This is a genomic window from Amycolatopsis sp. NPDC051903, assembly GCF_044452505.1.
In the GTDB taxonomy this organism is placed as follows: Bacteria; Actinomycetota; Actinomycetes; order Mycobacteriales; family Pseudonocardiaceae; genus Amycolatopsis.
In genome coordinates this window covers 1-18330 of the sequence record NZ_JBITBT010000072.1, presented here as the reverse complement: position 1 = coordinate 18330, position 18330 = coordinate 1, and the positions used below count along the sequence as shown (strand labels likewise).

The window sequence follows — 18330 nt, the reverse complement described above, 5'->3', positions numbered from 1 at the left end:
AAACCGTGGCACGGCGGCGAACTCCGCCGCAACACCGAAACACACGGATGGTCGATCCTGGCCGCCGGCCGGGCGACCCGGCCACACGTACCGACTGTAGCCACCGCTGCTCCGGTATGAGTCGGCAGCATTGGCGCAGACCCTTCAGGAATGTGCCTTCTTCCCCAGCTCCGCGTACCACTCCTGCTGCCACTTCCGGGCGCGATGACGATTCAGCGCAAACACGGAACTCCCGTGGATCAGCCCTAGTGCCAAGCACGTTACGAAGTACAGGCCAACCGCGGCGGCGACCGCGTTGACCACGGCGGCCTCGGCGGACAGCGGCGCGGGGACGACGGCTCCGGACCGGTCGACCCAGATCGGAACCAGATCACCGCGGTGAGTGCCCGCGTCCGCGTTCACTCGCCCGATGTGGCGCGCGCCGTCGGAACCGAGCCACGTCGCGTCGGTTGGCCTCGGGCCACTGACCTCACCGCTGCGGCCCGTGACGGAGTCCGGTGGCCCATCGGCGAGCAGCGTCGCGGTCGCGGGCCGATTCTCGGCGAGTTCGCGGGCGGATTGGTGCTGTTGCGCGGCGTATACCGCCGACCCCGCCGCCGCGGAGAATGGGATAGCCACCAGCGCCGCGAGAATCACCATCAGCACCAGCCAGGCCTGTACCCGGTCCGAGGGCCTAGCGACGGAGTTGCGTCCGGGGACGAGCAGGTGCCACCACCGCACCAGGCAGTTCGCCGAAGGAGCCATGTCCGCCACCTTCCCTTCCCCGGGACGGGTTTCACGCTTAGCATGCCCCTCGCACCGGCCGGGCCGAAGGGGCATTGTGCCCGCCGCGGTGGGCCGCCGGTCCCCGCCGTCGAACCGCGGCACGAGGCGCACGAGGACCAAAGACCCTTGGACGTTCACCACCGCGGCGGTCAACATCGGAAGCGACGACGAACGGGGACCGCCATGCAGACGCGCGACATCATGACGACGCCGGTCATCGCGGTGACCCCGCCCGCAGCACTCGCCGACGCCGCGGACGTGATGAGCCGTAGCGGGTTCACGACGCTGCCCGTCGTCGATCCGACCGGCCACCTCGTCGGCCTGGTCAGTGAGATCGATCTCGTGGAGGCGGGTTTCCGCAGCAGGGCGGAGAACACCGACCCGGACGACAGTGCGGACAATGCCACACCGCACACCCTCGACACGGTCGCGATGGTCATGCACACTCCGGGTCTGGCCGTGCCGGCCGACCTCGACTGGGCCGAACTGGCCCGACGCATGGCCGAGGCCGGCGTCCGGGCGCTGCCCGTGATGGAGCACGACAAGCTCATCGGCATGGTGACGTTTCGGGATGTGCTCCGCGCCATGCGGGTACCGGAAGAGTCCTGAAAGGACGGTCAGCGAACCGGTGGATTCGGCTCAGTGCGCACCGTCGTCACCTCGGCCACCGGGCGACGGGCGGTCATCCGGATCGGCAGGCCGTGGCCGATGCGCACCAAGGTGTGCGGCTGCCCGGTCTCGCGGAACAGCTCCAGCAGGGGCCCGCGTCACCACTCGGGCGGCGATGGCTGGGAATCCCGACTATGCGGAGCCAGGTCGGGCAGGACCCGCACTGCGGTAGCGGTCTGGAACTGGCGCACCGTTGTCGGTGTGGATCTTCTCGACCTGGAACGGCAGCCGGGACAGCACATAGTCCAGGAACTGGATCGCGGTCTTCTGGTCCGAGCGTGGGTAGATCCGCAGGATGGATGCGCAGGCGGGTGCAGTCGTCGATCGCGGTGTACTGGTAGAACTTCCGCCTGCGCTGGTCGGTGCTGGTGGTGATCGGCTCGACGAACGTGACGTCGATCTGCAGCTGGTGGCCCGGACGTTGTTTCTCGTAGCGCTTCCACCGCTTCTGGTGGCGCTGGTAGCGCTGCGAAGCGGGCAGCCGGTTCATGCCCAGGCGTTTGAGGATGCGGTAGATCGTCGAGGCAGCGATCTCGACGTCGTGGTAGCGACGCAGATACATCTCGATCTTCAGCGGGCCGAAGTGGTAACGCTGGCGCAGATGGATAATCTTCTCGACCACCTCGGGGTGGGTGATGGTCGGGCAGTGCAACGGGGCGCTCGAGCGGTCCTTCAGCCCGTCCACGCCCTCATCCTCCCAGCGGCGTTTCCACCGAGAGAAGATGGTGCGGCTGATCCCGAAGTACCGGCACGTCGCCGCCACATTCCCGCTGACTCCTCGGCGTGACGAAGCACGGCGGTGCCGACCTCGGTGAACAAGTGGAAGTCGTAGTCCAGCAAACCCATGTCGCGGGCAGCGTCGTCGATCGTGCACTTCGGGAATGTGAACGACTTGTGCCGTACGATCTCAGACGCCGGTTCGCCCGCCCGACCAGGTCCTTCCCACTCCACACTCGCTCAGCCACAGGAACGGCAGCCGCAGCAGATTGAGCCGAGCCACTGCTTCACCGGTGGCCAGCACTGGTGCCGGCTGGGTGCTGATAGTCAGCGGAAGCTGGAACTGAGCGAGTTCGTGCGGTCCGGGTGGTGTCAGTTGCGCGAGCCGGTAACCTTCTTCCTCGATGCGGACCGCGGACGGGGCGCGGTCCTTTATCACCGATATGACGGGCACTACGGGCTCATCACACCCGCCGGCGAGGAATCGTGACGGAGCCGGTGGAGCACACCGCCGGTGTGCGGGTTGAGGCGTGGGTAATGACGCGAGAGCGGTGCATCGGCAACGCCGTAGCGATTATAGTGAAAAGCCTGCTCGTTACGTCGCTGCCACCCGTCAACGGCACGCGGAGTGCGTTCTCACCGGCGCCACCGACGTGGACCTGCGTCATCGACGCAGCACAGTGCCGCGGGGTGGGTTCGCCGCGTGCCCAGGCCGCCGCGGCCCGCTGTCGCTGCTGCACACCACTGCGGTTCGGCTGTCGGGCACCGTCCACTGCCCCGAAGGCTGTGATCACTTGAGCACACAGACGCCTGCGACGATCTTTCTCGGCGGCGATGTCATGACCGGACGCGGCATCGACCAGATCCTCCCGCATCCCGGCGACCCGGCACTTCACGAACCGGCCGTGACCGACGCCCGTACCTATGTGAGTCTCGCCGAACAGGCCAGCGGCTCATTCGCGCGGCCCGCGGGTTTCACCTGGCCTTGGGGAGACGCGCTGGCGGTGCTCGATGACCGTGCGCCCGACATTCGGTTGATCAACCTCGAGACCTCGATCACCAGCGACGGCCGGTTCGCACCCGGTAAAGCCGTGCATTACCGGATGCACCCCGACAACCTCGCGTGCCTCGCCGCGGCGAGGCCGGACGTATGCGTCCTGGCCAACAATCACGTCCTCGATTTCGGTCCGCGAGGCCTCGCCGATACGCTCGACACGTTGGCTGCTGCCAAGATCGCCGCAGTAGGCGCGGGGTGTGCTGCCGCACAGGCACACGGTCCGGTGTCGGTGCCCCTGTCGGCCGGAGGGTGCGCAGTGATCGCCGCGGGCGGGATGGCATCCAGCGGAATCCCACGTCACTGGAGGGCAACCGACGACCGGCCGGGCGTGTCCTTCGTCCCCGACCTGAGGGCTCGCAGTGCCGATTCCCTGGCGGGACGGGCGCTGGCGCTCAAACGACCGGGCGATCTCGCGATCGTGTCCCTGCACTGGGGATCCAATTGGGGCTACACGATCGCGTCCAGCCAGGTTCGGTTCGCGCGACGACTAATCGACGCCGGTGTCGACCTCGTGCACGGGCATTCCTCGCACCATCCTCGCCCGATCGAGGTGTACCGAGGGAAACTGATTCTCTACGGCTGTGGAGACCTGGTCAACGACTATGAAGGGATCAGGGGCTTCCAGGATTACCGGGGCGAGTTGCGGTTGATGTACTTCGCCACGCTCGAGCCCGCAACCGGCGCGCTCGCCGGCTTGAACATGGTGCCCATGAAGGCACGGAAGTTGCGGCTTCGGCATGTGCCGCGAGGCGACGTGGACTGCCTTCGTTCGGTACTCGAACGCATCAGCCTCCGGTTCGGAACCCGGGTCGGCACTACGCCTGACGGCACACTCACCGTGTGTGCTGACTGAGCGGGCCCGAGCGCAGCCGGAACACCGCGCCGTCGCGGCCCCACTCACCGAACGGGGGTCGCTCGCCGCGGTCGATCGCGCGGATGCTGGGCCGGCCGATGTGAGCGAAGATCAGCCGCCCTACACCGGCGCTGCACGCGGCCGCAGCGACGTCTCGGACGCAGGCGTGGCCGCCGACACCGCCGGCGAACCTAATGGGCCGATTCCACCCGGCAGCGTCGGCGAACATCAAATCCACTCCACGGGTCCACTCCGGAAACACCCAGAACTCCGGTGCCCAGGCGGCCCGCTGCTCAGCAGTCTCGATCAGGTAGCCGACCGTCTCATGCGAGGTGTGGCGAACGGGAAACGGCTGCAAGGCGACGCCGTCTGCGTCGAAGAAACCGACGATGGGATGCACGCCGTATTCGCAGGCTCGCCTGCGAATGCTTGGCATGAGTTCCGCGTGTTCGTCGCAGACCAGCCACGCATCCAGCGTTGGGCCGGGATCTGCGGCGCTTCCGCCATCCAGCGCAATCCGGTGACCGGCCCACGTGACCAGCAGCCCGGCGGGACGGTAGCGCGGCGAATTCATGGCCCCGGCGCCAAGCAGAACCAGACGTGGCACCCCTACTCGCTCTTGGTGTGGTGCTCGATCGCCGTCTGCACCGACGCTAAGCCGGCTCGATCCCGCTTGTCGGCCGCTGTCTGCTCTTCAGGAGTGACGATGACCGCGTCCGCGCCGGGAAACACCGTCGCCACGTGTCCGCTCGTCGACCACCGCACCACATACGGCGGCGAGCCGTCAGGCGAGTGCACCTCGGTGATCAGCCCGCGCTGATCCGGCTGCTCGACCGTCGCGCTCTTGATCACCAGCCAGTCGCCAACCTTGGCCTTCATCCTCGGCTCCTTTCATTCGCGGCGGTTTCGATCGTGCGCGAGGCGGTGGTGCCAGCCCAGGCAGCATGCCACCGGCAGCATGGCCCAAAGTCCACCGCCTCACACTGCGATGTTCAGCTGAGCCAGAAGACGTCGGAGGCGTGCGGTGGCGCGTGCGCCGGTCTCCTCCGCGGAAAGGACAGGAGAAGGCGTGGCTTGCTGCAGGTACCGCGCATGTGGCCCCCGCAAACGCACCCACGGTCGGATACTGGCACAGCATGGCAACCGGCGTGCCGGCGACGGCTCAGCTCTGAGTCCAAGACGCAGGCACATCTCGCCCCCGGTCCCGGCCCCGTCGAGGGATGGTTTCTACCCGGCATCGACGCCATGTGCCGCCAGCTGCAGCGATGTTGACGCCGCAGGAGCTCACAGCTTCCTCAGCACGGCGACGGATGGCACTTCGAACGCCGCGGCCTGCTCGAAACCCTCGCCCAGGGCTCTCCTGCTCGGTCACCGACCTAGCCGGAGCCCCACCCGGCAACCAGCCGCGACGGTGCGGCCGCACTCGCAGCGCTGGCTCCGACGACGCGGCGACTGGGCGTTGGAGCTACCGGGTCACCACGACCGGCAGCAGGCACACCTCGGTCGCCCACCCGGGCATGGCGTGCAGTGCACGCTCCACCCACGCGGCCCGTCGGCGCGACGCTTCCACAGTGGTGATCAGGCTCCAGCCCTGCCGCAGCGCCACCGTCGTCGCCAGATCGGTGCTCTCGGCCGCGCTGCGGTCGCGCATCTCCGGAGGTGTAGGAGATCGTCAGCATCGGGGACTTGAGGATGGTTCCGTCGTCGATGGCGACCGATCCGGACACCTCGACGTCGAATCCGCCGGGCTCAGGCACCGCCGGGAACCGGGCCCTGGCCTCATCGGCGGTCAGACGCAGCCCGCCCGGGGCGCGCCGAGTGAGTACTTGGCCCGCGCGGAGCCCGTGGCGCGTTCCGTTGGCGTCGACGGCGCGGGGCGGGTTCGGCAGGAACCGTGGCGCCAGCTCGAGCTCGGTGAACCAGCTCTCCAGTTCCGGGTGGGTGACTGGTTCGAGCCGGCCGACGTGCCCAGACCATCCATCTAGTCGCGAAACCAGTGGAACTCGCCGGAGTCGCCACGCTCGCCGGCCGACGAACTAGAACCCCGCCTCGACCAGCCAGCGACGACGAGCTCACCCCGGACATGCCCCGACCGGCTACTCGGCGCTTTCCGCCGGCGTCGCGCCCGCAGTTGTAGCGCAGATGGCTTCGACGAACCGACCCACGGTGTGCTCGGGCAGGTGGCGTGCAAGGTCGGCCTCACTGATCATGCCAACCAGGCGATGGTCGTCGAGCACCGGTACGCGCCGTACCTGGTGCTTCTCCATCACGTCGAGGACGTCCTCGATCGGGGCGTCGGTGCGCACGAGATACGGAACGCCCTGAGCCAGCTGGCCCGCGGTCGTTGTGCGCGGGTCGCCACCGGTGGCGATGCATTTGATCACGATGTCACGGTCCGTGATGATGCCGTGCAAGCGGTCGTCGTCGCCGCAGATCGGCAGTGCACCGACATCGAGGTCGCGCATGTGTTGCGCGGCGGTGTACAGGGTCTCGTGCTCGCCGACGCAAGTTGCGCCGGTGTGCATGATGGCTCGTGCAAGCATCCTTTTTCCTTCCCGTGATCCGCTGCAAATATCTGCAGACCGCGCAGTGTCGATACCGGTTAAACGATTTGAAAAAAGCCCGGCCCGCAGGTAGAGAATCTCCACGCCCCCGATGGCGATCTACATTTTCCGGCTCACTGGGGAATCGGTGTTGTCGATCGGCGGCCGCTGCCCCCGGTCCGTCGGCGCAGACAGCACCCGAATTCCTGCGAGAAATTACCCTTTCAGATCGACATCATGTCGACAGGATGCTACACGGCGAAGACGACCATCGCCCCCTACTCGGCATTTGAGGAACATCGGAACTGTGATTCTTTGACCGGTGATCCGGCTCTGTCGGGTTGCTGTCAGGCTGATGCTGGCATCGGGGCATGACCCGCATTGGAACTGGCGCCTGCTGGCTGCCGCTCCAGTTGGCCGGCGTCGGCCCGATCGGCGCTGCTCAGGTCCTGGTCAGCTGATCGCATCCGGGACGCTTCCGTTCGGAAGCCGCGTTCGCCGGCACCGCGCCGATTCCGGCGTCGTCAGGGCTCACCAATCGCCATCGGCTCAACCGGACCGGGGGCCGGCAGCTCAATCGCGCCCTGCCCACCATCGTCACGATCCGCACGCGGATCGACCCCGCCACCAGGAACTACATCCTGCGCCGCACCACCGAGGGCAAGTCCTCCCGAGAAGTCCGGCGCTACGTCAAACGGATCGTCGCGCGCCAGATCTACAAGCTCCTGGAACGAACAACAGCACCCGCCCCATCCGCCCTCGAAACCCTCGTTGAAGCGGCTTGACAGATATAGCAGCCTCGAAAGGCAGCACTTTAGTCGAGAACCCGCTGATCAGAGTGATGCGGGTCTGCGCGTGCCCGGTCAGTCTGTGACTTGTGACATGCAACTGCACTAGTGAGCTTCCCCCAGGATTGTGGAGGCATGGACTATGAGGATCATGTGTCATGCCCGAGAAGAGGCGGAAGTTCGACCGGGAGTTCCGTGAAGGAGCTGTCCGGATCGTCCGCGAGACGAACAAACCGATCGCCCAGGTAGCTGCTGACCTGGGGATTCATGCCGGAACTCTGGCCAACTGGGTCAAGCAGGACAAGATCAACCGTGGCGAGAGTGAAGGCCTGAGGGGCGACGAGCGGGCTGAACTGGCCCGGCTTCGGGTGGAGAACGCCGAGCTGCGGATGGAGCGCGATGTCCTCAAGCGATCCGTGGTCCTGTGGGTGAAGGAGGCGACGCGGTGAGCCTGGCCGCGTTCATCGCCGACCAGAGGACCACCCATGACGTGCCGCACGCTGTCGCTTGCCGGGCTCTGACCGTGTCGGAATCGTGGTTCTACAAGTGGAACTCTCGTCGACACCAGCAGACGCCGACGCTGGCCGAACGGCGGCAGACGGAGGTCGACGCGGCCGTCGCGGAGGCGTTCGAGGCCTCCTATGGCTTGCGTGGCTCACCGCGTATTCACGCTGATTTACGTGCTGCGGGGTGGGTGGTGAGTGAGAAATCGGTGGCGAACTCGATGGTCCGCCAAGGCTTGGTCGCCCGAACGAAGAAGCGGCGGAAGAATCTGACTCGGCCGGACAAGCGGGCGGTGCCGTTCCCGGATCTGGTGAAACGGGACTTCACCGCGCCGGCACCGAACACGAAGTGGGTCGGCGATATGACCGAAATCCCAACCGACGAGGGCAAGCTCTACCTGTCGACGGCGATCGATCTGTTCTCCCGCCGGCTGCTCGGCTACGCCACCAGCGTCCATCCGGACGCTGAACTCGCAGGTGAGACCATCAAAATGGCCGTCGCCGCCCGCGGTGGAGGAGAACGGGTGGCCGGTGTGATCTTCCACTCCGACCGCAATGTTTCGACAACGCCGCGGCTGAGTCGTTCTTCTCAACCTTGGAACACGAAGTGCTATCTCGCCATCAGTTCGAAACCCGAAAGGAAGCACAACAGGCTATTGTTGAATGGGTCGTTGAATTCTACAATCGACGACGTCGCCACAGTTCCTGTGACATGCAGTCCCCGATCGACTACGAGACCACTGCGGCCAACCGAGCCGCATAGAGGAGCCCTCCACGGTTCGGGGGGAAGCTCACTAGGGATCCCGTTATGCCGCGCATGGACAGGGAATCACGGGTGATCGCCGCGTCACCCGCGCGCGTCTGGACCGCTCTTGTCGATCCCGGACCGCTCTTGGCGTGGCTCCCGCCTGGCGAGATGACCGGCAGGTTCGAGCGATTCGAGGTCCGGCCGGGCGGCTCGTACCGGATGGTGCTGACCTATCCCGACGCTTCGGGCGCACCTGGCAAAGCGACTCCGGATTCCGACATCGTCGAGGCCCGCTTGGTGGAGATCATGCCCGGTGAGCGCTCTGTCGGTGACGGGACTTCATTTCGCCGAGGATCGGAGCGCCTACTCCTGGCCCAGGTCTCGGATGTGCGCTGCCCTGTCAAGCAGCCGGCCACTCGTCCTCGGGTGGTGAGGTCGCTGACGCCGGGCAGGCGACCAAGCCCGGCTTCTTTCGGTGCAGGCGGGCGTGCTCGGCTCAGCGCTGGTCGAGTTGAGCGCGCAGGTCGGTGATGGTGTTCTCGGCGTCGGTGAGTTGGTCCTGCAGGCCGATGATGCGAGCGGCGGCGGCGAGGGTGTGGCCATCGTCGAGTTGTTCGCGCAACCGCACGACGAGGGTGAGCTGGCGGCGCGAGTAGCGACGGTGGCCGCCCTCGGAACGGTGGGGGCGTACCAGGTTCGCGGTGTCCAGGCTGCGCAGGAACGCCTCCTGCACGCCGAGCATCGTCGCGGCCTGCCCGGTGGTGAAGGCCGGGTAGTCCGGGTCGTCCAATTTGGCCAGGTCAGCCACGCGCACCTCTCTCATCGCCATCAACATCGTCGACTCCAGACTATCTAGATGAAACGCTTGACACAATCTCCATTGCGCGCTATAGAAATTGGTAGCGGTACATGACCTGGTGTCGAAACGCGACGACGTTGACCTGGGGAGTGATCGAGGATGCCGGACTTCACCCGCCCTGCGGCGGTGACCAGCGGGTTCGCTGAACTGGTCTGCGCCGAGGTGGGCTGGCTGCGCGCGGAGTTCGACGCGATCATGACCGCCAACTTCGGGGTTCTGCCTCCTGGCTTTCCGCCGCGCCCCGGCTGCGCGGGCTCGCGGCGCTCGGGCCGGCCGGCCCGAGCCACCACCGCCTGCCGCCAGGCCGACGTGGTGCGGGTGATCCGAAGCCTGCATCGGCAACGGTCGCCTCCGCCGCCTGGCTTTGCCCCAGCGTTCAGCGACACCGATCGTGATCCGGGAAAGGCAGGTGATGCCGCGCGGTCACGTCTGAAGCCTGGTTACCGGGTGGGGGGCATCCGCTTCGAGGGTCGGCCGAGAAGTCCCTGGCAGGGGTCCTGGCCCCGCGTCTCGTGGCGCATTTTCGTGACAGCCCCTCCCCGAGTAACCGCCCACCAGGCGCGGGTTCGGCGGTGACGCCTTCTCAGGCGTGGCGTGTTCCACAAACGCGCAGCAGCACGTTTCGGCAACTTCACTTCCATACGAACTGGTTCCGCCCTCGCCGCTGCCTCGGTTTGCGGCGAGGCCGGATCTTTGCCGACCGCCCAGAACCACTAGCGCGGAGCAATACAGGTTGACTGAGCCGCCTCCGGTCCCACCAACACGCCGGGTGGCGGTGCGCAGGGAAGGAGAAAAGGAGGCGCATGGTCATGTTGATGCGGACCGACCCGTTCCGGGAGCTGGACCGGCTGACCCAGCAGTTCTTCGGCGCCAGCGGCACCGCCGCCCGGCCGGCGGTGATGCCGATGGACGCCTACCGCTCCGGCAACGAGTACGTGGTGGAGTTCGACCTGCCCGGCGTCAAGCGGGAATCGATCGATCTGGACGTGGAGCGCAACGTGCTCACCGTGAAGGCTGAACGAACGCCCAGCTATGGCGAGGGTGCCGAGGTTCAGGTCTCCGAGCGGCCCCGCGGAGTGTTCTCCCGCCAGCTGTTCCTGGGTGACACCCTCGACGCGGACAACATCGCTGCAGACTACGACGCGGGCGTGCTGACGCTGCGGGTACCGATCGCCGAGCAGGCCAAGCCCCGCAAGATCGCGATCGGTGGCGGCAGCGAGGCCAAGCAGATCAACGCCTGAGCGACCAAACACGGCCGCTGCGAATTCCGGCCCCGCCCCGCACCGCGGCATCAACTGCCCGCGGGCGGGGGTCGGAATTGTTGTGGCCCGCGCGCGGTAACCCGGAGGCGGGCGGTCGGGGAGACGCGGGGAGATGACCACAGTGAGCAATACGGTGCAGAATCAGCTGGATCAGGCTCATCGGAAGCCGGCCGCGGCCGAGCGTTTCCTGTTCGCACGCGCGCCCGGACCGGACGAGCTGCACGCCACGGTCGACGGCGCAATCCGGATCAGCACCGCGCTGGCCGACCTGGTCGCCACCGTGATGCGCCAGGCATCCACCACCCTCGACCACAACAGCAGCGGGTCGATCCTGGGCGATCTGCGGGCCGACGTGCGCGCCATGCACGGCTGCCTGACCACCGGACCGCTGCAGCCCGCCCCGGCCCGCGACGACCTGGGACACCTCGTCGCTCACCCGAACCCGGAACAGGCCATGCTCGAGGACGCCCCGGCCCACGATGCCGCCGACCAGCAGCGCCCGGCCCGCCCCGAACCGCTCGACGACGAACAAGCCCTGCCCGGCATCCCCGACACGATTGCGGCCGACCTCGCCGATGTCGCTGACCAGCACCGCAACGCGCCGGTACTCGAAGAAGACGAACCCTGGCCCTGATCCCCAGCCGGGCGAGCAAGACAGGAAGGAAGCACACACGATGGGCACCCGCCGGCAATTGGCCACGATCGCCACCACACCGGCCACGACGGCCCGAGAATTGCGTCGCGCGGTCCGCGCGAGCGACCCGGTCGAAGCGGCGGGCCTAGCACAGCTGCGCGACACCGGCTGGCAGCTGACCCAGCTCACCGGCGAGCTGACCGACCTTGTTACCCTGCTGGCCGAACACACTGGCCACCCGCACCGGATCATCCATGCAAGCGGCGGCACGTCGGCCACCGAGTCATCAGCCCACGCCTGCCGAGAACTGGCCGCCCTGCGCCGTGCCCTCGACCTCGCCCACACCGCGACCCGCGACTACTACACCGCGATCAGCCACCTCAGCCCAGCCGGGCCCGGGCCCCTCCAACCTTCGCCATGACCACCTCGCACCCCGTAGGCCCGCCCGACCCGTACGCGGTACTCGGCCTCGACCCCGGCGCCAACGCCGCCGAGATCACCGCGGCCTACCGGCGCGCGGTCCGCGACTGCCACCCCGACACTGCGCGCCCGGATCGCGACCGGCTCACCGCCGTGATCGCCGCCTACCGCCACCTACGTGATCACCACACGCAAACGCCCGCCGCCGGTCACCGGCATTCCCCGCATGCCCGCGAGATCCCCGTGCGCGTGCACCCAAGCACTACACCGCCGACACCTGACCTGCGCGCCGGACCCGTCCACCGCCACACCGAACACGGCTGACCCTTCGGCCCGTAGCAGGTCGGTATCCCCCCGTCAGCGGTCGTCATAAGCGGTCAGTTGTGCGAGTTCTGCGAACCGACGCCGCCGGGCCGGAGGTCCGCAGGTCACGATTCACAAAGCACCTCTCATAACCTCAAGCTTCTGCGAGGCGGTTGCGCGAGGGGACATAGCGGGCCAGATAGTCCGTGCTGGAGGCCATCGGGAAGTCATCTTTTACGATCTGGCGTATGTCAGCGACGTCCGGAAGCCGGCGCATTCCCCCGTACACCGCCCATGCCTCGGTACGGGCCTACAACGCGGCCCATCCGGAAGCGCCGATGCCGGTCAGCCCCAATGCCCGCAACCCTATTGCGGAGTTTCACCTGCGCCAGCGCCGGGTTGAAGGACGACATGACCGCCAGCGAGAAGACCCACACCCTGGACTTCCTGCCCGGCGGCGCGCCTGGACCAGGCGAGGCGGACCGGGTCGGCACCGTCGTCGCGACCCACTGGGGCGAGCCTCCCTACCTCGTACTCGCCAAGAACGTGTCGCTGCGGAAGGGATGGGAAGCCGTTTCCGCCCGGTGGCCCCCGGACCTCTCGAGCACCGTCGACGCGCTGCGGGATCTAACCGACAGCGTTGGCCGCGACAGCCGGTAGCCCTCCCGCTCATGGGCTGTAGCCCACGAAGTCACCAATCGCCGGCGGACCCGCGCCGCTGCGCTGGTTCATCGTCGGGCGTGCGCTCGGACAGCATCTCACACGGCCGGGTCACACCCGGACTCCGTCCGTGAGGCGGTAACAGCGACGTTTCCAGCTGAGAACTACGAAGAGTGACGAAGTGGCCCGAGGACACCCGATGAAGGCACTCGCCCTTCTCCCGGCTTTCGCGCTGGTCGGCCTGACCGTGGCCTACGGCGCGGGCGGACGTGGCACCGGCGACGCGGAGAGCGGCAACAGCCCTTCCTCGGCAGCAGCCGGAGGCTCGTCGAACATCCCGGCGGTCGCCAAGGACGACAAGCGAGTACTACGGAGATCCCAAGGTGGTCAACTTCGGAACCGGGTCACCACGTAGTCGTGCCGACGTCCCGGCCACGGGTGCTGATCAGAGTCCCCACAAGGACGTCGGGCCGTCGATTGTGGTGCCGTTACTCCAATCCGGTCCTTGGGGGTGTTTCGGCCAGTTCCTACCGAAAGTTCGTTAACTTCGCAGATGGCGAGAGCGCGCGCGCTGATCGCGCTGCCGTAGTGGGTGGCGGCCTGCTGGTCGGGACGCGCACAGCCAACGCGTCTACGGCGAGCCCGTTTACCTCACGCGTCCATCCTCCTGAACCCCGTTTCGCACCATAGGAGACAAGGACCGGAGCGAGCGGCGCGGTGCACACCTGGATCACGCCGTTCGCGGCAGCCGCCGCGCGTGAGCTCGGCGATGTGACTGCGAGCCGTCTACCCTTCGCCCGACACGGAGAAGGCCCACCCCTTCGCGTCCGGGATCCCCTGCGCGGACCGGCAGCTCTGGTGCGACGAATCAACCCTCCGTAACGTGGGGGGTCGTAGAGAACAACCGGGTACGGTGATCACTTGCGTTGTTCGAGACGGTAACTGCCGTTATTGCCGAGGACGAAGCGTTCGAACGGGTAATACGTGCGGTAGCAGCCCACCTTGAGCACGCACAGCGCGATCTTCGCCTGCTTCACTAGCGTCGCCTCGTAGTGCACGGAGCCGGGGTAGGTCAGCTGGTTCTGGATGAGGCCCTTGTAGTCGGCGACACCGCCGCCGTCTTCCTTGAGATAGTCGTAGTGGCGGATGTTGCTGACGGTCTTGCCGTCGTAGCACCAGTCCACCCGTACGGCCCACTGCACCGCAGTGGCATGGGTGGTGCTTGGGTAGCTGATGTAGCGGTCGGCGTACGTGCAACTGACCTTGGCCGGTGTGCTGGCCTCGGCTGCGGCTTGGCCGCTCAGCGTTGTGGTCAGCAACGCAGTCGCGCAGGCAGCCGCCGCGAGCGGACGACACCAGTTTCGAAGCACCCGCATCATGTCACCCCAGGGATTCGAGCTATCACTATTTGTGAATGCCGTAGTTCGGAGAGTAAGCACCTTGGCATAACGGGTCAATAGCCACGATCGGGTAGTGAGTGGATATAGGACAGTGGCTGACGTTGTCCACAATGGTCATGGTGGGACCGGGGCGCGATCCGATGCAACACGCCGTCGCCCGCGCACGGCCGACGGCGAGCTCGTGTGCGTGAACAGCAGTCAGGCGTGGTGGTTAGCCTGCTACGCGTGGCAGATGACGAGCACGAGGACGCGCAGCAGGAAGCGCCTCCGGAGGACGGCGAGGGCTCCGAACTGACGCCGGAGCAGCGGGAATGGCTCCGCAAGACCACGGACCAGGTTCGGCACTCGCTGGCCCCGGAATTTGAATTCAAGCTGCCGCCCCATGGCTCAGTTGATCCCCCACTCGGTGCTGAAGGACGTCACGGCGCTGTCGGCGTTCGCTCAGGTGCAGCAGAAACTCGTCAGCGACGCCATCAACCCGTTCCTCGGCTTGCAGGTCGTGTGGCAGACGCAGTTCTCCGTCATCAACAGCGACATCTTCAAGACCGCTGCGCTCCAGCAGCCCAACCTCAATCTCATCGCCTCGCAGCTGACCAAGAACATGGACTTCGGCCTCAGCGAGACGATGAGCAAGATCGCGGCGCAGTTCGCCACGCAGCAGGCCTCTGGTTTGGAGGGCGTAGGGCCATCGCTCGCCAACATCACAGCGCGGGTCCATCCGCCGAACCTGCAGAGCATTGAAGGCCTGGAGTCGGAGCAGGTGGAACAGGTCGTCATGGTCGACGGCATCGCGCTCTACGGTGTGCCGCACACCTCTACGGCAGAAGCCTTGATCCGTGCTGACGGCGCGAGCATGCGCAGGGAGATTCTTGGACGGCGCTGGAAGCCATCTCATCCGACTGCCGCGAGGCAGCCACGGCCTGCACGGCTGAGGCCGTTGCCCCGTACGTCTCCTTCGCAGTTGCCGCTCTTGACGCCCTCGACACCGGCCACACGGAGGCTGCACAGGCGCTCGCAGGTTCGCTCATTGACGCCATCGTCACTGCCTACTTCAAGAACAACCGCTGCAAGTACACGCCCGACAAGAGAGGCAAGCGCACAAAGGACGCCTACGACGACTTCACGATCCGCCGGTTCATCGCGTTTGCTCCCATGTGGCAGACGTACCAACGGTTCTTCGTCGAGGACGGCGACGTTGTGCCGACCACCTTCAGCCGCAACGCGACCGCCCACACTGTGAATTCTCGCCAGTACAACCGTCGTAACGCAGTGCAGGCGTTGATGGTCGCTTGCTCGCTGTTGTGAGAAGCAGCAGGTCGGAAGGCCTCCTGACCCCGCACAAGAGGGCGTAGCGGACGGCGGCGTCGCCCGGCGGGTCAGAACAGGCGCAGCTGACCTGCGCCAGGATCGCGGCTCCGCTGGATGCCTCCGCAGCGACCGCAGGTCACCTCGTCGGCGGTGGGCTGCAGACCACGTGGATCCCATCCGTTCAAGCCGGCGCCGCACGCAGGAAGCCACTCACCGGTGAGCAGGTGCACCGTGCCGGACGGGGCGCGGCCGCGGGCGCCCGAGAGTCCGTCGTGGCCTACTGCTGGCGAATTCTCCGGCGTGGAGTGCTCGGCCGCCCGGTGATGGATCAGGCGCCGACGAAACGGACCCAGCGGATCTCGCTCCCGCGCCGGAAGCGCGAACAACGCCGGAGGATCGTCCATGTGGTCCACGATTCCAATGGCTCCTGGACGACGGGGACCGCCATTCCGGTTCACCGCAGGTACTCTCCGTAGCGGATCACTCGGCGCGGTGGCTGCTGTGATGCTGCGCCCGGCAAGTGGCGTCGCAGTTGCTGCAGTGCGCCCCCGGTGCTGCCTCCGGCAGGGATGGGTTTCGCCGGGTACTCCGAGCTGGTCGTCGGCGACGTACCGGCCACGCATCTGCTCGGCGGTGAATTCCCGCGCTTGGGGGCGGGTGGCGTGGCGGGCGACAGTGTCCTCGAACGGCACGTCGAAGTAGGCGACGTGGGTGCGGCCGCGGTGATCGGCGATCAGGCGGCGCAGCATGGTGCCGTAGCGGTCGGCGTGCAGGCTCCCTTCGAGGACGACGTGCGAGCCTGCGTCGAGGGCGTAGCGGGCGACGGTGTCGATCAGGCCGATGTTCGCGGCGCCGCGATGGTCGTGCTCGCGCAGCACCTGACGGCGCAGCACGTCCTAGTGCATGAGCGCCAGGCCGCGTCCGTGGTCAGCGCGCAAGGCCTCGACCAACATCGTCTTGCCCGAGCCGGGCGGCCCGCGCAGAACTAGGAGCGTCCGCGTACTCACACTGCCCGTGAATTCCGGGGCATCCGCTCGTTTTGGCTGGTTTTCAGCTCTGGTCGCTAACTCACCCAGTGGTCCGGCGGCGCCGGTCGGAGATCGCCTCGTCGCGCACGCGGCCGGTCTCCGCGCCGATGTCGCCGACGCGCCCGGCGAGCTCGGCGTGCCCGGCCAGGAGATGGCGCCGGGCCGCCGCGAGTGGTTCCAGCAGCGCGGAGGCGTCGTCGGCGGCCAGGGCCTTCGCCACCCCGGCTGCGGCGCGCCGGCCCGCTGCGGACATGCCCTCGGCCGCGGTGACGTGTGCGGCGAGCTGGCGCAGCACTGCGGCGTTTCGCCGCGCCCAGTCCGACACCGCGCGGTCGCCGGCCCGGCGGTCTCGCTGGGCGTCGATGCGGCCTTCGCCGGTGGCCTCTCCGGTGACGGACGGCTGCAGGCGCAGGTAGCGCCGCTCGGCCGCCTGCCGGCTGGTGACCCCGAGCGTCGGCGCCAGCGCCGCCCAGCTCACCCCGGCCGCCCGCGCTGCGGTGATGAGCTCTGGCTCCCACTCGTTGAGCGTCGCCCGAACAGAGTGCAGCGCGCCGAGCGCGGTGAGCAGCAGCTCGCCGTCTGCGTCGCCGGCCCGGGCGTCCACCACCGCCTGGCTTACGAGGGCCAGCGCACTCGCTTCTCCCGTCACGTCAACCTCCCGATGACACATGCCTTGTCAACGATTCGATGACATGTTAGAACAGTGCTGCGCGTTGACAACCCCGAAGACAAACCAGGAGGTGGAGCCCGATGTTGATGCGCACCGATCCGTTCCGCGAGTTCGACCGGCTCACGCAGCAGCTGCGGGCCGGCGCGTCGCCCGGGACGTGGTCCAGGCCCGCCGCGATGCCGATGGACGCCTACCGCGCCGGCAACGAGTTCGTCGCCTGCTTCGACCTGCCCGGCGTCGACCCCGACGCGATCGAGCTCGAAGTCGAACGCAACGTCCTGACGGTGAAGGCCGAACGCCGACCCCAGCCCACCGGCGAGGACGCCCGCCTGCAGGTCGCGGAGCGCCCGTACGGCGTGTTCTCGCGGCAGCTCCTGCTCGGCGACGGGCTCGACACCGCCCGGGTCTCAGCTGCGTACGAGGCCGGTGTGCTGACCGTGCGGATCCCGGTCGCCGAAACGGCGCGGCCGCGGCGGATCGCGGTCTCCACCGGAACGTCCGCGCGCCGTCAGGAGATCACTTCCTGACGAGTTCCGGACAACATTTCCGACGACGGAGGGCTGGGCCTGCCCGGCCGGGTCCTCCCCGCACGAGAAAGGACACCGGCTCCCGTGACCGCATCGATCGACATCCCGACCGGCCACCCGGCCGCCCCCGCGTTGACGGCCTACTTGCGGGCCGTGACGGCCGAGCTCGGCATCGGGCTCGAGTCGTGCACGCTGGATCATGCCTCGCCGCTGTCGGCCTACGTCGCCCTCGACCAGCAGCACCCGGCCTACCCCGGCCGCGATTTCGCGCTGCTGTGGGACGAGGAGCGCGGCTGGGCAGCCGCGATCGAAACCCACTCCGGCGAGGACCTCATCGTCGTCCGCTACCTCGGCGGCGCAGTCGCACCGAGGCCCCGGCAGGTCGCCCGGTTCGTCGAAGCCGTGCTGGCCGATGACCACACCCTCGGCGCACCGCACCCGACCCGCTTCCGGAACGCGGGCGGTATCGACGAGCTGGCGGCCCTGCTCACCGGGAGGGCGCGACCGTGACCACGCTGCCCCTCGATGACCCATCGGTGTTTGCCGAGTCTGTCGTTGGATTCGATGCCTTTGCGGGCGATGCGTGGGATGATTCGGCGCTGGCGGAGCCAGGCGC

General features: G+C 67.4%; 25 protein-coding genes and 3 pseudogenes. 15 read left to right on the top strand and 13 right to left on the bottom strand.

Annotation, left to right across the window (positions count from 1 at the left end; all coding sequences use genetic code 11):
• Positions 1–144: 144 nt before the first annotated feature.
• Entirely contained in the window at positions 145–744 is a 600-nt protein-coding gene (locus tag ACIA77_RS51725) for a hypothetical protein (protein WP_395893617.1), read from the bottom strand.
• A gap of 204 nt (positions 745–948) precedes the next feature.
• Between ACIA77_RS51725 and ACIA77_RS51720 the strand changes: the two genes are divergently transcribed.
• Positions 949–1374 carry an HPP family protein gene (locus ACIA77_RS51720; protein WP_395893616.1) on the top strand — a complete coding sequence of 142 codons (426 nt, stop codon included), beginning with the start codon at positions 949–951 and terminating at the stop codon, positions 1372–1374.
• 73 nt (positions 1375–1447) lie between these two features.
• Here ACIA77_RS51720 and ACIA77_RS51715 read toward each other — a convergent pair whose 3' ends face one another.
• The 3 genes from ACIA77_RS51715 to ACIA77_RS51705 are packed head-to-tail and all read right to left on the bottom strand — an operon-like array spanning position 1448 to position 2605.
• Positions 1448–2197: a helix-turn-helix domain-containing protein gene (locus ACIA77_RS51715; protein WP_395893615.1), complete on the bottom strand. Its 750-nt coding sequence runs from the start codon at positions 2195–2197 to the stop codon at positions 1448–1450.
• On the bottom strand, positions 2107–2385 hold the full coding sequence (locus tag ACIA77_RS51710) for a sigma 54 modulation/S30EA ribosomal C-terminal domain-containing protein (RefSeq protein WP_395893614.1): 279 nt from the start codon (positions 2383–2385) through the stop codon (positions 2107–2109). The genes ACIA77_RS51715 and ACIA77_RS51710 overlap by 91 nt, the downstream gene beginning before the upstream one ends.
• Entirely contained in the window at positions 2342–2605 is a 264-nt protein-coding gene (locus tag ACIA77_RS51705) for a hypothetical protein (protein WP_395893619.1), read from the bottom strand. The genes ACIA77_RS51710 and ACIA77_RS51705 overlap by 44 nt, the downstream gene beginning before the upstream one ends.
• Positions 2606–2945: 340 nt before the next feature.
• Between ACIA77_RS51705 and ACIA77_RS51700 the strand changes: the two genes are divergently transcribed.
• Entirely contained in the window at positions 2946–4061 is a 1116-nt protein-coding gene (locus tag ACIA77_RS51700; RefSeq protein WP_395893613.1) for a CapA family protein, read from the top strand.
• Here ACIA77_RS51700 and ACIA77_RS51695 read toward each other — a convergent pair.
• From ACIA77_RS51695 to ACIA77_RS51680, 4 genes are all read right to left on the bottom strand, one after another.
• Complete coding sequence (locus tag ACIA77_RS51695; protein WP_395893612.1) at positions 4042–4668, bottom strand: MBL fold metallo-hydrolase; 627 nt, start codon at positions 4666–4668, stop codon at positions 4042–4044. The genes ACIA77_RS51700 and ACIA77_RS51695 overlap by 20 nt on opposite strands.
• Positions 4669–4670: 2 nt before the next feature.
• Complete coding sequence (locus ACIA77_RS51690; protein ID WP_395893611.1) at positions 4671–4940, bottom strand: DUF1918 domain-containing protein; 270 nt, start codon at positions 4938–4940, stop codon at positions 4671–4673.
• 586 nt (positions 4941–5526) lie between these two features.
• On the bottom strand, positions 5527–5712 hold the full coding sequence (locus ACIA77_RS51685; RefSeq protein ID WP_395893610.1) for a hypothetical protein: 186 nt from the start codon (positions 5710–5712) through the stop codon (positions 5527–5529).
• A 445-nt stretch (positions 5713–6157) separates the two neighbouring features.
• Positions 6158–6709 carry a CBS domain-containing protein gene (locus ACIA77_RS51680; protein WP_395893609.1) on the bottom strand — a complete coding sequence of 184 codons (552 nt, stop codon included), beginning with the start codon at positions 6707–6709 and terminating at the stop codon, positions 6158–6160.
• A gap of 395 nt (positions 6710–7104) precedes the next feature.
• Here ACIA77_RS51680 and ACIA77_RS51675 point away from each other — a divergent pair.
• The 5 genes and pseudogenes from ACIA77_RS51675 to ACIA77_RS51655 form a co-directional block, all read left to right on the top strand.
• Positions 7105–7389, top strand: a pseudogene (locus tag ACIA77_RS51675) (transposase); the annotation flags it as partial.
• Between the two features lie 161 nt (positions 7390–7550).
• On the top strand, positions 7551–7841 hold the full coding sequence (locus ACIA77_RS51670; protein ID WP_395893608.1) for a transposase: 291 nt from the start codon (positions 7551–7553) through the stop codon (positions 7839–7841).
• Positions 7817–8449, top strand: a pseudogene (locus ACIA77_RS51665) (IS3 family transposase); the annotation flags it as partial. The gene ACIA77_RS51670 and the pseudogene ACIA77_RS51665, both read left to right, overlap by 25 nt.
• A 53-nt stretch (positions 8450–8502) precedes the next feature.
• On the top strand, positions 8503–8658 hold the full coding sequence (locus ACIA77_RS51660; protein ID WP_395893618.1) for an IS3 family transposase: 156 nt from the start codon (positions 8503–8505) through the stop codon (positions 8656–8658).
• Between the two features lie 45 nt (positions 8659–8703).
• Positions 8704–9174: an SRPBCC domain-containing protein gene (locus ACIA77_RS51655; protein ID WP_395893607.1), complete on the top strand. Its 471-nt coding sequence runs from the start codon at positions 8704–8706 to the stop codon at positions 9172–9174.
• Here the strand turns inward: ACIA77_RS51655 and ACIA77_RS51650 are convergent.
• The gene (locus ACIA77_RS51650; protein ID WP_395893606.1) at positions 9140–9466 is read right to left on the bottom strand and encodes a helix-turn-helix domain-containing protein; all 327 of its coding nucleotides are present in this window, start codon (positions 9464–9466) and stop codon (positions 9140–9142) included. The genes ACIA77_RS51655 and ACIA77_RS51650 overlap by 35 nt on opposite strands.
• An 845-nt stretch (positions 9467–10311) precedes the next feature.
• Here ACIA77_RS51650 and ACIA77_RS51645 point away from each other — a divergent pair.
• The 5 genes from ACIA77_RS51645 to ACIA77_RS51625 all read left to right on the top strand — a co-directional run bounded on the left by ACIA77_RS51645 (position 10312) and on the right by ACIA77_RS51625 (position 12781).
• The gene (locus ACIA77_RS51645) at positions 10312–10743 is read left to right on the top strand and encodes an Hsp20/alpha crystallin family protein (RefSeq protein WP_395893605.1); all 432 of its coding nucleotides are present in this window, start codon (positions 10312–10314) and stop codon (positions 10741–10743) included.
• 133 nt (positions 10744–10876) lie between these two features.
• On the top strand, positions 10877–11398 hold the full coding sequence (locus tag ACIA77_RS51640; RefSeq protein ID WP_395893604.1) for a hypothetical protein: 522 nt from the start codon (positions 10877–10879) through the stop codon (positions 11396–11398).
• A gap of 40 nt (positions 11399–11438) precedes the next feature.
• Positions 11439–11819 (top strand): hypothetical protein, encoded by a 381-nt coding sequence (locus tag ACIA77_RS51635; RefSeq protein ID WP_395893603.1) that lies wholly within the window; start codon positions 11439–11441, stop codon positions 11817–11819.
• Complete coding sequence (locus ACIA77_RS51630) at positions 11816–12142, top strand: J domain-containing protein (RefSeq protein ID WP_395893602.1); 327 nt, start codon at positions 11816–11818, stop codon at positions 12140–12142. Before ACIA77_RS51635 ends, ACIA77_RS51630 begins: the two co-directional genes overlap by 4 nt.
• Before the next feature lie 390 nt (positions 12143–12532).
• Positions 12533–12781: a hypothetical protein gene (locus tag ACIA77_RS51625; RefSeq protein ID WP_395893601.1), complete on the top strand. Its 249-nt coding sequence runs from the start codon at positions 12533–12535 to the stop codon at positions 12779–12781.
• Between the two features lie 917 nt (positions 12782–13698).
• Here the strand turns inward: ACIA77_RS51625 and ACIA77_RS51620 are convergent.
• Positions 13699–14160: a hypothetical protein gene (locus tag ACIA77_RS51620; RefSeq protein WP_395893600.1), complete on the bottom strand. Its 462-nt coding sequence runs from the start codon at positions 14158–14160 to the stop codon at positions 13699–13701.
• A gap of 403 nt (positions 14161–14563) precedes the next feature.
• Between ACIA77_RS51620 and ACIA77_RS51615 the strand changes: the two genes are divergently transcribed.
• On the top strand, positions 14564–15421 hold the full coding sequence (locus tag ACIA77_RS51615; protein ID WP_395893599.1) for a hypothetical protein: 858 nt from the start codon (positions 14564–14566) through the stop codon (positions 15419–15421).
• A 136-nt stretch (positions 15422–15557) separates the two neighbouring features.
• On the opposite strand, the gene ACIA77_RS51610 is transcribed toward ACIA77_RS51615, so the two are convergent.
• Together ACIA77_RS51610 and ACIA77_RS51605 are read right to left on the bottom strand one after the other, a co-directional pair.
• Positions 15558–16382 (bottom strand): hypothetical protein, encoded by an 825-nt coding sequence (locus ACIA77_RS51610; RefSeq protein ID WP_395893598.1) that lies wholly within the window; start codon positions 16380–16382, stop codon positions 15558–15560.
• 175 nt (positions 16383–16557) lie between these two features.
• The gene (locus ACIA77_RS51605) at positions 16558–17166 is read right to left on the bottom strand and encodes an HSP18 transcriptional regulator (protein ID WP_395893597.1); all 609 of its coding nucleotides are present in this window, start codon (positions 17164–17166) and stop codon (positions 16558–16560) included.
• 101 nt (positions 17167–17267) lie between these two features.
• Here ACIA77_RS51605 and ACIA77_RS51600 point away from each other — a divergent pair, with 101 nt between their 5' ends.
• Positions 17268–17714 (top strand): Hsp20/alpha crystallin family protein, encoded by a 447-nt coding sequence (locus ACIA77_RS51600; protein ID WP_395893596.1) that lies wholly within the window; start codon positions 17268–17270, stop codon positions 17712–17714.
• Between the two features lie 84 nt (positions 17715–17798).
• On the top strand, positions 17799–18224 hold the full coding sequence (locus ACIA77_RS51595) for a DUF6292 family protein (protein ID WP_395893595.1): 426 nt from the start codon (positions 17799–17801) through the stop codon (positions 18222–18224).
• A gap of 11 nt (positions 18225–18235) precedes the next feature.
• Here ACIA77_RS51595 and ACIA77_RS51590 read toward each other — a convergent pair.
• A pseudogene (locus tag ACIA77_RS51590) lies at positions 18236–18330 on the bottom strand (IS5/IS1182 family transposase); the annotation flags it as partial.